Consider the following 15,754-nt stretch of genomic DNA (forward strand, 5'->3'; position numbering starts at 1 on the left):
AAAGCTCTATGTATTAGTTTTTAACAGCATCTTTAAGAGCTTTACCTGCTTTAAATGCTGGAACCTTGCTCGCAGGAATTTCAATTTCCTCACCTGTTTGTGGATTACGTCCTTTACGTGCTGAACGCTCACGTACTTCAAAGTTACCAAAACCGATGATTTGTACTTTTTCACCTTTGCTTAGTGAATCCATGACTGATTCAAAAACTGCATCCACAGCTTTTGCAGCGTCCTTTTTAGAAAGTTCGCTTTTTTCAGCTACTGCATTAACTAAATCTGTTTTGTTCATGATATTCACCTCCTCAACGAAATTATAATTTGTCTACTACAAATTATTTGAAATGTTTAATACATCAACTTTACACTTTGGATGAAAATATTGATGTAAAGCTATACTAACCGACTTTCTTATAAAATTCAACATAAAATCTGTAATTTATTATTTTTTTTATTTTCAGGCATTTGTTTAGCGTAAAATTTTCCAATTCAAACAAAAATAGTAAGAAAATAGTGACTTTTCTCACCATTTTCTTACTACTCCACACGGTCAAATGTCATAAAATGATCGCAATCAGTCCACCTGAGCCCTCATTTATTATTTTTTCTAACGTATCTTTTAATTTATATCGAGCATTTTCTGGCATCAAGGCAATTTTTGCTTGCACACCATCTTGCACAATCGTACTTAATGATCGTCCAAATATATCTGAATCCCACACGGATAAAGGGTCTTCTTCATAATCTTGCATAATATACTTCACTAATTCCTCACTCTGTTTTTCTGTCCCTATAATCGGTGAAAATTCTGAAGCAATATCGACTTTTACCATATGAATAGAAGGTGCAACAGCATTTAAACGAACCCCATATCTTGGACCTTGTTTAATGATTTCTGGCTCATCTAACGACATATCCTCTATCGCTGGTGCTGCAATACCATAACCTGTTTGTTTCACCATTTGAAGTGCCGAGGCAACTTGGTCATACTCTTTTTTGGCAAATGTCAAACTTTGCATTAATGCTAATAGATGATCTTTTCCAGTAATCTCTTCTCCCACAATTTCTTGTAATATTGTATCGTATAAATGTGGTGGTGCCTCCATATTGATTTCGGCTATTCCTTCTCCCATTTCCATATGGACTATTTGTGCATGTTCAATATATTCATGGGTTGTCAGTTGTTGTACAATTTGATCGACATCTCTTAGTCGTTTTATATTTTGCACCGTTGATTCCATTAAACCTTCATATGTTTCTTTTAACCAATGCTCCTCGTCTAATACAGTTACCCAACTGGGTAAATTAATATTTACTTCTAATACAGGAAATTCAAATAATGCTTCTCTTAATATGTTATATATATCCTTTTCTGTCATCGTTTCCACATTTACATTAATGACTGGAACATCATAATATTCCATTAATTCTTGCCGTAATGCTTCTGTTTCAGGCATGGTAGGAGTAGCAGAATTGATGACGACGATGAAAGGTTTTCCTACATCTTTTAATTCTTCTATTACCTTTTCCTCTGCTTCCACATAACTTTCACGTCCCATTTCACCAAAAGAACCATCCGTTGTCACAACAACTCCTATCGTAGAATGGTCTTGTATAACCTTTCTTGTCCCGATTTCAGCCGCATCATAAAATGGTATTGATTCATCATACCATGGTGTATGTATCATTCTTGGTCCATTTTCATCTTCAAATCCTTTCGCACCATCAATCGGATAACCGACACAATCAACCATTCGTACATGAACTGGTAACCCTTCTTCTAAGTTTAATGAAACTGCTTGATTTGGTACAAATTTCGGTTCTGTCGTCATGACGGTTCTTCCTGCAGCACTTTGAGGTATTTCGTCTAACGCACGCATTTTTTCATTTTCATCAGTGATATTAGGTAAGACAACTAATTCCATGAATTTTTTAATAAACGATGATTTCCCACTTCTGACAGCACCGACAATACCTAAATATACATCTCCATCTGTTCGTTTTGAAATATCTTTAAATAACTCCACTTTATTCACCTATATTCCCTCCCATACGATTCACACAATATAACATGCTATTACATACGTATGTCGTAATAGGAATGAAAATTACCTCATTTCAAAAAAAACACCCTTAAAACGAAAAAATAACGTTTTAAAGGTGTTTTATACAAAGGCACTTTACGATATTTTATTTAACTAAAAACTTCGGTTCATTCCCTTCAAGTGTGTAAGGTAATGAATATGTTGGCACAAATGGTGCATGATCTGTTAAAATTGGACGAATATCATCGCCTTCTTTAAAATCATGATCATATTTTTCTAACATTTTTGCTAAATCAATACGATAATCGATAAATAAATCGCCATTCGCATCGATGACAAACGGTAAATTTTCTGAAGAATATGGACTCACTACATATGGCTCACTTTTATAACCTAATTTTTCATAATTTAATTGGAATACCCCTTTTTCTATTTGTTCTCCAAATGGTGGATATGTATTTTTCACACGGTATTCATTGAGTTTTAAATTTACTTCTCTAAGCTTGTCCGTTAAGCGTAAGTCAATTAGCTTTACCGCAATAGCATCTTCTGGATCAATAAGTACATATTGATATACCCCGCCATTTTCATATGCTGTACCTGGAATTTCTGCTAAATATTGTTCTTCTCTTAATTTAGTAAAATCTACCACGTATTTTTCATATAAAGAAACATCATTTTCTTTCGTTTTAATTGGCACAATTCCATTATTCTCTTCTTTATACTGTTCCACAGCTGATTGCACCATTTCGAGTTGGGCCTCATTTGGTACTTGGTTTTTTGTTAATTCACTTTGAGGATATAAACAACCAGTTAACATCATCCCTACCATACAGGCAGTTAATAAACGATACAATTTCTTCACAAATATTACTCCTTTTTTCTTACATTGTCGGACCACTAACGACAATATATAGTACAATTAATCCACCGACAAATAAACAAATATAGGCCATGAATGAAAAGATAAAACGAAAAATTCCTTTTAATTTTTTCCTTGCTAATGTTATAAGTGCAATTGCCAAAATTAATAAACCAATGCCTATAAATGAAATAATTTCATTAATTTCTGCTGCAGACATTTTGTCACTCCTACCATTCATAAATTCCTTCATCATTATAACATATTTTAAGTAGGATATACTTGTTTCACCTATTTAAGATTGGCTAAGAATGATTCAATTATTCTTAGCCAACTGACTAAACAACCCCTCAGCATCTCATACACATGCATGCTCGTAATAGTATATACTATGTCGTCTTCCATTTACATGTATATTTATTTGCCTATCTAATGACCTTATTTTAAAAAATATCGCTGCAAATGATCTGTCGTGGTCGGTGCTTCCCCATCTAAGATTGCTTGCACAATTTGGTCTTCCACATCCCTCGATACCGTATGTCCTGTTAAATGTGATAATTGACGTACAATTGTCCGAATGGCTTCTTCATCTTGTAAAGATGCATGTTGCAAACTATTGGCGACTTGAAATATTTCATCCATCGAAATTTGACTGTTTCTCTCCATATATTCCATCATATTTTTAAGTGCATCATCCATTAAAAATCCCTCCTTACTGTCAACGTTAGTATATGTAAAGAGGGATAATTTGTTATTGATCTAATTCTTTTTTACGTTCTCTACGCATTAATTGTTCCACAACTTCTTTTGGATCTTCATTTTCAAATAAAATACTATACAGGCCATTTGTTATTGGCATTTCAACGTCTTGTTTTATACTTAATTGATATGCTGCCTTTGTCGTACGAATTCCTTCAACGACCATTCCCATATGGGATAATACTTCATCCACTGTTTTTCCTTTACCTAATAAATTACCTGCACGCCAATTACGACTATGTACACTCGTTGATGTAACAATTAAGTCACCGACACCACATAACCCTAAAAATGTTAATGGGTTTGCTCCCATCGAAGTACCAAGTCGAGTAATTTCGGCTAACCCTCGAGTAATTAATGCTGCCTTTGCATTGTCACCGAAGCCTAAACCGTCAGATAATCCAGCACCTAAAGCGATAATATTTTTTAAGGCGCCCCCTAACTCTACACCAACAACATCGTCACTCGTATAGACTCGAAATACTTCATTGATAAACACATGTTGCACTAATTTTGCATATGAATCATTTTTAGAAGCAACGGTTACAGTAGTCGGCTGACGCAATGCAACCTCCTCCGCATGGGACGGTCCAGATAAAATAACAATATTTTCTTGCTTACATATCGGTAATTCTTCTTCGATTATTTCGGAAATTCTTTTTAAAGAATTCGGCTCAATTCCTTTCGAAGCATGTACGAAAACCGTATGGACGGAAACAACATCTTTTATTTTTGCGCATACTTCACGAATCGCACTTGTTGGTACAACGAACAAAACAATTTCCGCATCTTGGACCGCTTCTTCTATATGTTCATATCCTATTAAAGTTTTCGGTAATGTTATATTTGGTAAATATCGTTCATTGCTATGTTTTTCATTTATTTCTTCTACTTGATCTTTTCGATGCGACCATAAACGGACATCATGACCATTATCTGCTAAAACGATACTTAGTGCCGTGCCCCAACTACCTGCACCTAATACTGCTATTTTTTTCATCCTAATCTCCTCTCACGCTCTTCTTCGTGCAATAATATGAATGGGTGTCCCTGTAAAACCAAATGCTTCACGAATTCTATTTTCAATAAAACGTTTAAATGAAAAGTGAACAATTTCTGGATCATTCACAAATAAAACAAATGTTGGTGGTTTTACACCTACTTGGGTAACATATAACACCTTTAATCGGTTCCCTTTCACAGTTGGTGTAGGATTCATAGCCATTGCATCCATAATAATATCATTCAATACATTTGTTGGAACTCGTTTGGAATGACTTTCACTTACTAATTTTACAATGGGGGTTAGTCTTTGTAATCGTTTTTTCGTTTTTGCTGATAAAAAGATGATTGGTGCATAATCTAAAAATGGGAATTGTTCGCGAACCGTTAATTCAAATTCTTTCATTGCAGTCTCCGATGTTTCCACCGTATCCCATTTGTTTACAACGATAACAATCGCTTTCCCTGCATCATGTGCATAACCTGCAATGGTTTTATCTTGTTCCCGAATACCAGTTTCCGCATCTAAAACTACTAAAACAACATCTGAACGTTCGATTGCTCGTAAGGCACGAAGAACACTATATTTTTCTGTCGATTCATACACTTTTCCTTTTTTGCGAATCCCTGCTGTATCAATTATGACAAAATCTTGATCATCTTTATGAATGAATGTATCGATTGCATCACGGGTTGTACCTTCCATATCACTAACAATGACACGGTCTTCATTTAAGATAGCATTTACTAAAGAAGACTTTCCAACATTCGGACGTCCAATTAAACTGAAGTAAATCGTATCTTCATCTTTCTCCGTTTCTTCTATTTCTGGAAAATGATGTACAACCTCATCCAGTAAATCACCAAGCCCTAAACCATGTGTTCCAGAAATAGGGAATGGTTCACCAAAACCTAATGCATAAAATTCATAAAGTAATTCGCGCATTTCAAGATTATCAACTTTATTTACGGCTAAAACAGTTGGTTTATTTGACTTATATAACATCTTTGCTACTTCTTCATCTTGCGCTGTAATCCCATCACGACCATTCACGATGAAAATAATAACATCTGCTTCATCGATCGCTATTTCAGCTTGGTTTTTAATTTTTTGTAACATTGGTTCATCCGATATTTCAATTCCACCTGTATCAATTAAATTAAAAGACGTAGATAACCACTCAACGTCTGCATAAATTCGATCTCGCGTAACCCCAGGTACATCCTCAACAATCGACACTCTTTCCCCAACTAATCTATTAAATATGGTTGATTTCCCTACATTCGGTCGTCCGACAATTGCTACTGTTGCTTTTCTCATAAGGAAGTACATTCCTTTCTATTTTCTAATTATCATAAATCTTTATCCATTTTAGCAAATACAAGCCATTATCACAATTTCTATGTACATATTATCGATTCATTAAGTAGGAAAAGGAACGACAACAAACCATTTTAATGAAACGAAACCCAAATAAAAAAATAATCGTTAATTGTATCATCATATATTGCTCATACATCCCATATTCATGGTGCAAATGATACATCACTAATATAGTTTCGTAAAATGTTTTACCAAAAAACGTACCAATCCACGTGATATATATTTTCCTTCGAAAAGATCCAGGTATGAAAAGAGCAAATAATGCCATATATATAGGAAGTGTCATGAAAGAAACATAGGTGAATAATATTGGGTTTACCAGGGAAAACAATTGTAAGGATGTATAAAAAACCCCAACCATAAAAGTATAATAATAATCACCCTTTTGAAATTTCTCTTTCATAAAGAGAAACAAAACAAAGAAGACAAACACTATTTCAGACATATGGATGGTTACTTGCTGGACCGAAAACGAAAATGGTCGGACACTCAAAAGTAACAAAAGTACCCCTACATAAACGTTTTTATTTGGAAATGTTGAATATGCAAATAGAATAAAACATAAGAACCAAAAAGACCAATAAAATAAAAATGGCGTTTCTATTGTCATCACCGCTTTTTATTTTAGTATTGGCAATGTAAACTTGTCATAAACAAGGAAAAACGTTAGTTTTTAGGTGTCCCAGTGTGAACACATCTAAAATACTAACGTTTTTATACATTACTCGTTCTTGTAATCGTCTAATTGTTGTCCAATAATATCTCCTAGTTGGAAACTAGATGAATCTTCATCTTTTTCATATTGTTCATAATCACTTTTTTCTTGTTGTACTTCTAATTCCTTCATACTTAATGAAATTCGTTCTTCTTGCTCGCTAACTCCTAACACTTTAGCTTTCACAACTTGCCCGACTTCTAACACTTCATCAGGTGTACCAATATGACGGTTTGCGATTTGTGAAATGTGTACAAGTCCTTCTACACCATCTTCAATTTCAATAAATGCCCCAAAAGTAACAAGACGTTTTACTGTTCCTTCCACAATATCGCCTTCTTTTATTCGAGTTTCAACACCTGACCACGGACCAGGTAACGTATTTTTATACGATAAAGAAATTCGTTCATTTTCAGGGTCAACTGAGAGTACTTCTACTTTTATTTCGTCACCTTCATGGATAACATCTGTTACTTTATCTACATGTGTATGTGCAAGTTCTGAAATATGTACCAGTCCATCTACCCCACCGATATCAACAAATGCTCCGAAGTCGGTAATTCTTTGAACTGTTCCATCTAAAACTTGACCTACCTCTATAGACTGTAATAAATTTTGTTTTTGCTCTGCCTCTTCTGATTCTACTACAGCACGGTGTGACAAAATTACTCGATTTTGTTCCTTATTAAGGTCGACTACTTTTACGCGTAATGATTTATTTAAATAGTCAGCAAAGTCTTCTACAAAATAAGTCTCCACTAATGATGCTGGTATAAAACCACGTAAACCTACATCAACAACGAGACCACCTTTTACTATTTCTTTTACTTCCGTCTCAAATACCTCGCCAGATTCTAATTTTGATTGAAGATCTTCCCAAGCAATCTCGGCGTCAACTAATCTTTTGGAAAGTACGACTTCTTCATCATCGACCTTTTTAATTTGTAAAGTTAATTCGTCTCCTTCTTTCACAACATCGCCAGGAGATTCAACATGAAGATTAGATAACTCGCTGATTGGAACAATTCCTTCAGATTTAAAACCGATCTCTACTAATACATGTTTTTCTTCGATTTTAACGACTGTACCTTTTACCGTATTACCTACTTGTAAATCATTGTTCATTTCTTCCATCAGTTACTCACTCCTAAGTCCACAAATTAAAAACTATTGGTTCGGTTGATGAACCTGAGATGTATATTAGTCATAAAGCACATCCAAAAATTTTTGAATGATATATGTATTTTGATAAATAAGTTCATATTTATGTTCTAAACTTAATATAACATACCCTCAGTTTCATTTCTAATAGTATAACATGAAAACGTATTACTTTATAATATCTTACTATAATATTTGAAATATTTACACTTTTTTACGCTTTTACAACATGCATATGACTATCATAATGCATAATTTTTCATGTTTTATAGAAGGAATATAAATTCCCTTCCCCTTCATTTTCTATCCTTTCGGTAAAGATGGGGAATCGTTTTTCTACAAATTGTGACATATAAGGGAGAAAATAAGACTTACTTACGTATATACTTTATACCAGTCTTATTTCCCTTCATCATTTTGTATATACAAGAAATGATTTTATCGTCAATGAACAAATAATAAAGATCATTCATTTGAAACCGTGTTTTTAAATGTTTGAACGGTATCAATTGCTAAAATTTTCTCAACTACTTGTTCAATAGATAAAGATGTTGTATCAATTTCAATTGCATCGTTCGCTTTTATTAAAGGAGATACTTCACGATTCATATCTAATTCATCTCGTTCTTGAATTTCTTGTTTTAATTGTTTTAAATTAGATGAAAATCCTTTAGCAATATTTTCTTGATGACGACGTTCCGCCCTTTCTTCTACAGAGGCAATTAAAAATATTTTCACTTCTGCATCTGGCAGTACATGGGTACCGATATCTCTTCCATCCATCACAACATTTTGATTTGCTGCTAATTGTCTTTGTCTTTCTACCATTTCCTCACGAATGAGACGGTGTGTTGCAACAAGTGACACGTGATTCGTCACATTTTCTTCCCTAATCGTCATCGTAACATCTTTACCATCAACAAAAACTAACTGACCATTTGGTGATTGTTGTAATGTAATACTCGTGTCATGTAATATATCCATTAATGCTTTTTCATCTGTTAAAGATACATTATTTTGTAAAGCAACATATGTTAATGCACGGTACATTGCTCCTGTATCAATATAAATAATCGATAAAGCTTCCGCTAACTGTTTTGCCACAGTACTTTTCCCAGCGGCTGCCGGCCCATCGATTGCAATATTTAACTTCTGTTGTTCCATCATTGTTCCCCCTACTCATTTCAACTAGTACCATTGTATAAAAAAAACTTGGCAAATGCCAAGTTTACATGTAGATACAATTTAAATAGACAAATACGATCATCCCATCATATCAAAATTCATTTCTTTATTACTTAATTTTTCTATTTTTTCTTCGGCACCTGTTTTCGCATCGATAAATACTCGATATGTGTCATTATTCATCGTTCCTATAAATTCATATGCCAAAATTTCATCCCCTCGGTCGTTCTCCACTATTGCAAGATTATCTTCTTCAATTTGAATATTTTCATGTATTTTCTTTTCTGCTTCTTTTTTCGATAGTTTTGGTTTTTCTATGTTTCGATCATGATGATTTCTCACATAATCATATGCCTGTAGGCCAATAATTTCACCATCATCTAGTGCAACTTTTACGGATACTGTATCAGGGAAAATTCGCACATCATCCTGTACGTGAACAAACTTATATAATCCAACATCTTGAAACTGTTGTGTTTCATATAAATCCATTGTTTCAAAATCGAAATCCTCCAGGAACTTTTCTGCTTTTATTTGTCCATCATATAAAGAAATGGTCGCATCATTCACATCCCGATCAATTAGTAATGATAATGGATATCCACCATTTTCCGTCATCTCCACGTACATATACAGATCATCCAATTCACTCGTAAAAGAATATGTTTGAATTGATGCATCTTGTTCACTTTTCGTTACGGTTAAAGGTTGATCTTCTTCAATGGAAAATAATTGACGCACCTTCTTTTCAATCGATTCCTTCGATTCTTTTTTCTCTTTTAAAAGACCATATTTATTTTCCTCATTTTTCACTGATTGTAATAAAGGATTTTTTTGTTCGCTAAATTTAGCTATATGTTCGTCGACTGCTTTAAAACCATCTATAATTTCATGTTCTTCTTCAGAACCGTCTGCTAATAATTGATCGATTTCTACCCATTTTAACCCATCATTTAGTGTAACATGTTGCATTTTACGTAAGTTATCTTTCACCTCCGCAGATTGTTCGTATAAATCTTCTAATGTTTGTATTTCCTCTTTATTTAAAGGGTCATCATCTAAATCACGGATAGATGTTTCATAGGTGAAATTACCAACCTCATGTAGAAATTGCTCCGTATCATGAACTGGTACAAGGTCTAATGGAAGTTGACTTACATTTCCTTTTGCTTCAGATGTTACCTTCCAAATTTCAACAAACTGTGGTGAAAGACTATCTTTCGAATTCATTGCTAATGATGTCCCGATATGATCGTGTAAAAGGTCCATATGGTACGTTAATTCATGGAATGCCCGTTGATAATTATTTTCAACAGAGGTGAGAAAATTTTCTTTTTCCTTATTTGAATTATAAGCAAATACCGATAATCCAATCACACCAATTGCGAGGACACCAATTACTATATTTCGTATCATCGTCTTGTCCCCTTCCTATTCACAAAAAATATGTTTCCCAATTTTTTTAATTTGTGGACGTGACCAAATCCACGGCGATGTTGCAGTATCAGGATTAAAATAGTATATGGCGTCTCCAGTTGGATCCCAACCATTCATCGCATCTAATACAGCACGTTCTGCCGTTTTATTCGGTGTTAACCATATTTGACCATCTGCTACGGCTGTAAAAGCGCGTGGTTCAAAAATAACACCTGAAATCGTATTAGGAAAATTTTCGTGCTTCACTCGATTAATAATAACTGAAGCTACGGCAACTTGTCCTTCGTAAGGTTCTCCTCTTGCTTCCCCGTATACCGCATTTGCCATTAGTTTAATATCGTTTTGTGAAAACCCATGTGGTACATTTGTTGCGGTAGGTGTTACTTCTGCTTTATTTTGTACTTGCTTGTTTGTCGTAGGTTGATTGGTCGTTTGATACATTTCTTTTTTTGTTTGTTCCGGGTCATACTTGGTAGCCTTCACTAATTTTTCTTTTGTTGTACTACCAGCCATCCCATCAATTTCAATCCCGAACTCATATTGAAAATTACGTAATGCCCAATATGTACTCCACCCAAATACTCCGTCAATTTCTTTAGAATAAAAGCCGATATGTTTCAATCGCGCTTGTAATTCGATGACGTCTTCCCCAACAGCTCCCTGACGAATCACTTGGTCTGTAAATGCATCAGATTTCAGCGGGGCAAACATAGACATGAAAAAAAAGGGTACAATCCAACATAATATATAGTAGCGTTTTTTCATTTTACTCCTCCAAATAAATGTGCTACTTGTATATTTTGTTAAATGACCCTTTTTATACATTCTTTTATTTATTTTTCACACTTTTCAACAATAGATGCCGCAATTTTTTCACCATGAAAACGACCATTCTCTATAAAAGTTTCGTTTCCATTATATCCAGATATTATAACACCTGCGACATAAATATTTTCTATGTTCGTTTCAAAAGTTGTATCATTTTTGTATGGCTTACCAGTTTCTTGATCAATTTGGATATGACATTTTTCTAAAAATGATATATTCGGTTGATAACCTGTCATGGCAAACACAAAATCATTCGGGATGGAATATTGTTTTCCATCCAGTTCATATATGATCGTCGTTTCTTTTATTTCCTTAACATTAGCATTAAAATACATGCGGATTTCACCTTTTTGAACGAGTGAATCAAAATCAGGTAAAATCCACGGTTTTATACTTGGAGAGTAATCTTTTCCACGATAAAATACTGTTACGTTTGCTCCAGCATGATACAGTTCTAATGCCGCATCAACTGCAGAATTTTTCCCACCAATGATAGCTACATCTGTACCAAAATATGGATGAGCTTCTTTAAAATAATGGGAAACCTTCTCTAATTGTTCTCCTTTAATGCCCATCCATTGAGGTTGGTCATAATACCCTGTTGCCAAAACGACAAATAATGCTTCATATACGCGTTGATGCCCATTTTTCAATGTTGTGACAGTAATACTATCTGCTTCTTTTTGAACATCTATTACTTCTTCATAGGAATGAATACGTAAGTTATTTCTTTTCACTACTTCTCTATAATAACTTAAAGCCTCCAAACGAACTGGCTTTGTATTGGGAGATACAAAGGGCATTTTACCTATTTCTAATTTTTCACTCGTACTAAAAAATGTTTGATGTGTGGGAAAACGATATATCGTATGGACAATATTTCCACGCTCCAAAATTAATGGATCATAACCTGCTTCTTTTAAGTAAAGTGCTGTAGATAAACCACAGGGACCTGCACCTACAATAATAATTTTCTCTTTCATTTATAAGACCTCCAAATGTTCTCTAAAACATGAAAAAAACCGAACGTTTAAGATGAACAAAGGTGTTCATTTAACGTTCGGCATTTATCCATGTAACTATTATACCCATCCACGATATCTAGATGCTTCGGCCATTTTTCGAACACCGACCATATAAGCAGCAAGACGCATATTCACACGACGTGTTTGGGCTGTATGATAAATCGTATCAAAAGATTTCGTCATTACCTCATGTAATCTTTCTTCTACCTCTTCCTCTGTCCAATAATACCCTTGATTATTTTGTACCCATTCAAAATAAGAAACTGTAATACCACCTGATGATGCTAACACATCAGGAACGAGTAATTTCCCACGTTCATTCAATATTTTTGTCGCTTCCATTGTCGTAGGCCCATTTGCCGCTTCGACTATAATACCCGCTTTAATTTTATGTGCGTTGTCGGCGGTAATTTGATTTCCGATTGCTGCAGGTACTAAAATATCACAATCTAATTCTAACAACTCTTTATTCGAGATAGTGTTATGAAACAATGTTGTTACCGTACCGAAACTATCACGACGATCTAATAAATAATCTATATCTAATCCTTCTGGGTCATGCAATGCCCCATATGCATCAGAAATTCCAACAACTTTAGCCCCTGCTTCGTGTAGAAACTTCGCTAAGAAACTCCCCGCATTTCCAAAACCTTGAACGACTATACGTGATCCTTTCAAATCAAGTTCACGCTTTCGAGCAGCCTCTTCAATACAGATCGTTACACCTTTAGCAGTTGCAGATTCACGTCCATGGGAACCACCTAACACAATTGGTTTTCCTGTTATAAAACCTGGATTATTGAACTCGTCAATACGGCTATATTCATCCATCATCCATGCCATAATTTGGGAGTTCGTAAATACGTCTGGTGCTGGAATATCTTTTGTCGGACCAACAAATTGGCTTATCGCTCGTATGTATCCACGACTCAAACTTTCTAATTCACGAAACGACATTTCTCTAGGGTCACAAATAATACCGCCTTTTCCACCACCATAAGGTAAATCAACAATTCCGGCTTTAATACTCATCCAGATTGCTAATGCATTTACTTCGTCTTCATTTACATTTGGATGAAAACGAACACCACCTTTTGTTGGCCCAACTGCATCGTTATGTTGTGCCCTGTATCCCGTAAACACCTTAATAGAGCCGTCATCCATACGGACTGGGATACGAACTTTTAAAATTCGCAAACTATCTTTCAATAATTCATATACTTCATCAGGATAACCTAATTTATCTAAAGCGTCTTTAATAACCGTTCTAGTGGACGTTAATATATTATCATTTTTTTCATTTTCTTCTTTCTTAGATGCTTCTTTATGATCGGCTACCATACCGTTACCTCCTATGAAAACGTATCATATGTAGTATAACTCTTTCTTTAGTGTTAAGTATACACTTTTAAAGGAAATAATCAATGCTATAAAAGGAAGTTCTAACAAGCAATTTATTCATTTCAAAGAGATAATTGGATAATTTGTTCGATCATCTCTTCATAAGAAATTCCAATGCTTTTTGCTGCATCTGGAAATAAACTTGTCGGTGTCATACCAGGAAGCGTATTCACTTCTAAAATATATGGAATTCCTTCTTCAGTTAATAAGAAGTCAGCCCTTGAATATGTTTCACATCCTAAAACTTGATGTGCTAATACTGCATATGCTTGAATTTTTTCCGTTAAATCCTCATCAATTCTTGCAGGGATAATATGCTCACTACCACCAACCGAATATTTTGCCTCATAATCATACAGTTCATTTTTCGGTATAATCTCAATGATTGGTAAAGATTTTTCTTTATGTATTTCTCCGAGCACAGGAACAGTTAATTCCTTCCCTTTTATAAATTGTTCTACTAAAATGTAGAGATCATTTTCAGCAGCTTTTTTTACCGCTTCTTTCGTTTCACTCTCGTGGCGAACAATCGTTAAACCTACCGTTGAACCTTCTCGGTTCGGTTTAATTACGAACGGAAACTCAAAATTTGTATGTATATGATTGACAACTGTATCAATATTTGTTTCTTGATCCATTCGATATTGTTCCCCTTTAGCTACCGGAATACCAACTTGCTCAAATAGTTGCTTCGCTTTAAACTTATTCATTGCAACAGAAGATGCCATGACACCGGAACCGACATAAGGTATTCCTAACATGTCTAATAATCCTTGGACACAACCATCTTCCCCATGTTTTCCATGTAAACCGATAAATACTAAATCAACATTTAATTCAATGACTTCTTGTAACCGCTCTGGATGAAAATCAATTCCAATGACATCATGACCATTTTTTTCTAGCGCTTTCATAATCCCTTTACTAGAGGAAATTGATACTTCCCTTTCATTTGAAACTCCACCATAAAGGACAGCAATTTTCATCGTGTCCACTCCTATCATTTTTTATTCATATATAATAATATGATACCATTATTTATATATTGTTACTATTATTTTTTATGTGTATCTATTTATTTAATGTGTAAAAAAATAAATGATTTCTTCTCCAAAATACATATACATCCCACCGAGAATAAGCAATAAAATGAAAAGTACGAATAAAAACCTTCCAAGCGGACCTTTGAGTGAGATTTTTAACTTTCTTTTTGTCGATACATGAACTTCACTACGTGGAGGCAAACTTAAAACATCAATTTCAACTAAGTCTTGTTTTTCTATTTGTTTTGTTTCTTTTTCATGTTCACTATTTACTTCCTGAAATAATTGCTGTAGTTGCTTTGCTTGTGACTCCTTTAATTCTTCACTCATATGTACTCCTCACTTCCTAAATTTTATGTATATTCCTAATAAAAAGTCTACGATGAAATGGAACACAATCGTGACGAGTAAGTTATTTGTCACTTCAAATAGATAACCAATTCCAAAACTCGTTATAATAATGGCAATAAGTAAAACAGGCTTTTTCAAGTATCGAATATGAACAATTACAAACAATATACTTGCAAAAACGAAGCCAAAGGTCGTTTGAATGACTCCACGGAACAATACTTCTTCACTTATGGCAACAACCATAGAAATACAAAAAATATGAAACATGGACTGATTTTTAAAAACCCGTTCATTTATGCCCCCATCATCTAAATGATGTGTAGGTATTATTTTCGATAATATTATTTCGATTCCTACTAAGCCTAATGCAGGAACAACACCAAACAACATAATCTGCTTGAATTGAACCGAGAATAAGGATTTCCACGTTGAAAACGAGTCGAAAAGAAAAAAACTGAGCAGTAAACTAATCATAATAAAGATAAATTGTGTCACATACAACTGCTCTCTTATTTGTTTATCCGTTAATTGTTTGATGATTTCTGCTTGCTTCATACAT

Annotated in this window: 17 protein-coding genes; all 17 read right to left on the reverse strand. The window is 34.3% G+C overall.

Going from position 1 to position 15,754, the window contains the following annotated elements:
- Positions 1 to 13: 13 nt before the first annotated feature.
- A complete protein-coding gene (locus tag WKT09_RS02620; protein WP_336265617.1) occupies positions 14 to 289 on the reverse strand; it encodes an HU family DNA-binding protein in 276 nt (91 codons plus the stop codon).
- Positions 290 to 554: 265 nt separating this feature from the next.
- Positions 555 to 2,033, reverse strand: coding sequence for a stage IV sporulation protein A (spoIVA, locus tag WKT09_RS02625; RefSeq protein WP_340414547.1), 1,479 nt, complete (start codon positions 2,031 to 2,033; stop codon positions 555 to 557).
- Between the two features lie 154 nt (positions 2,034 to 2,187).
- Positions 2,188 to 2,907 (reverse strand): hypothetical protein, encoded by a 720-nt coding sequence (locus WKT09_RS02630; RefSeq protein WP_340414548.1) that lies wholly within the window; start codon positions 2,905 to 2,907, stop codon positions 2,188 to 2,190.
- A gap of 19 nt (positions 2,908 to 2,926) precedes the next feature.
- The gene (locus WKT09_RS02635; protein ID WP_340414549.1) at positions 2,927 to 3,124 is read right to left on the reverse strand and encodes a DUF2768 domain-containing protein; all 198 of its coding nucleotides are present in this window, start codon (positions 3,122 to 3,124) and stop codon (positions 2,927 to 2,929) included.
- A 218-nt stretch (positions 3,125 to 3,342) separates the two neighbouring features.
- Positions 3,343 to 3,603, reverse strand: a complete 261-nt coding sequence (locus WKT09_RS02640) for a stage VI sporulation protein F (RefSeq protein WP_340414550.1) — start codon at positions 3,601 to 3,603, stop codon at positions 3,343 to 3,345.
- Positions 3,604 to 3,655: 52 nt separating this feature from the next.
- Positions 3,656 to 4,663: an NAD(P)H-dependent glycerol-3-phosphate dehydrogenase gene (locus WKT09_RS02645; protein ID WP_340414551.1), complete on the reverse strand. Its 1,008-nt coding sequence runs from the start codon at positions 4,661 to 4,663 to the stop codon at positions 3,656 to 3,658.
- 12 nt (positions 4,664 to 4,675) lie between these two features.
- On the reverse strand, positions 4,676 to 5,986 hold the full coding sequence (gene der, locus WKT09_RS02650; protein WP_340414552.1) for a ribosome biogenesis GTPase Der: 1,311 nt from the start codon (positions 5,984 to 5,986) through the stop codon (positions 4,676 to 4,678).
- Positions 5,987 to 6,077: 91 nt separating this feature from the next.
- Positions 6,078 to 6,659 carry a YphA family membrane protein gene (locus WKT09_RS13765; RefSeq protein ID WP_445323964.1) on the reverse strand — a complete coding sequence of 194 codons (582 nt, stop codon included), beginning with the start codon at positions 6,657 to 6,659 and terminating at the stop codon, positions 6,078 to 6,080.
- Between the two features lie 111 nt (positions 6,660 to 6,770).
- Positions 6,771 to 7,901, reverse strand: coding sequence for a 30S ribosomal protein S1 (gene rpsA / locus WKT09_RS02655; protein ID WP_340414694.1), 1,131 nt, complete (start codon positions 7,899 to 7,901; stop codon positions 6,771 to 6,773).
- Positions 7,902 to 8,390: 489 nt separating this feature from the next.
- Complete coding sequence (cmk, locus tag WKT09_RS02660; protein ID WP_340414553.1) at positions 8,391 to 9,089, reverse strand: (d)CMP kinase; 699 nt, start codon at positions 9,087 to 9,089, stop codon at positions 8,391 to 8,393.
- Positions 9,090 to 9,188: 99 nt separating this feature from the next.
- Entirely contained in the window at positions 9,189 to 10,526 is a 1,338-nt protein-coding gene (ypeB, locus tag WKT09_RS02665; protein WP_340414554.1) for a germination protein YpeB, read from the reverse strand.
- 15 nt (positions 10,527 to 10,541) lie between these two features.
- On the reverse strand, positions 10,542 to 11,264 hold the full coding sequence (sleB, locus tag WKT09_RS02670; protein ID WP_340414695.1) for a spore cortex-lytic enzyme: 723 nt from the start codon (positions 11,262 to 11,264) through the stop codon (positions 10,542 to 10,544).
- Positions 11,265 to 11,380: 116 nt separating this feature from the next.
- Positions 11,381 to 12,358, reverse strand: a complete 978-nt coding sequence (locus WKT09_RS02675) for a YpdA family putative bacillithiol disulfide reductase (RefSeq protein WP_340414555.1) — start codon at positions 12,356 to 12,358, stop codon at positions 11,381 to 11,383.
- A 99-nt stretch (positions 12,359 to 12,457) separates the two neighbouring features.
- The gene (locus WKT09_RS02680; RefSeq protein WP_340414556.1) at positions 12,458 to 13,741 is read right to left on the reverse strand and encodes a Glu/Leu/Phe/Val family dehydrogenase; all 1,284 of its coding nucleotides are present in this window, start codon (positions 13,739 to 13,741) and stop codon (positions 12,458 to 12,460) included.
- A 122-nt stretch (positions 13,742 to 13,863) separates the two neighbouring features.
- Positions 13,864 to 14,787, reverse strand: a complete 924-nt coding sequence (locus tag WKT09_RS02685; protein WP_340414557.1) for a D-alanine--D-alanine ligase — start codon at positions 14,785 to 14,787, stop codon at positions 13,864 to 13,866.
- A 93-nt stretch (positions 14,788 to 14,880) separates the two neighbouring features.
- The gene (locus WKT09_RS02690; protein ID WP_340414558.1) at positions 14,881 to 15,174 is read right to left on the reverse strand and encodes a hypothetical protein; all 294 of its coding nucleotides are present in this window, start codon (positions 15,172 to 15,174) and stop codon (positions 14,881 to 14,883) included.
- A 9-nt stretch (positions 15,175 to 15,183) separates the two neighbouring features.
- On the reverse strand, positions 15,184 to 15,750 hold the full coding sequence (locus tag WKT09_RS02695; protein ID WP_340414559.1) for a CPBP family intramembrane glutamic endopeptidase: 567 nt from the start codon (positions 15,748 to 15,750) through the stop codon (positions 15,184 to 15,186).
- Positions 15,751 to 15,754: the final 4 nt, after the last annotated feature.

Source organism: Pseudogracilibacillus sp. ICA-222130, assembly GCF_037892545.1.
In the GTDB taxonomy this organism is placed as follows: domain Bacteria; phylum Bacillota; class Bacilli; order Bacillales; family Amphibacillaceae; genus Pseudogracilibacillus.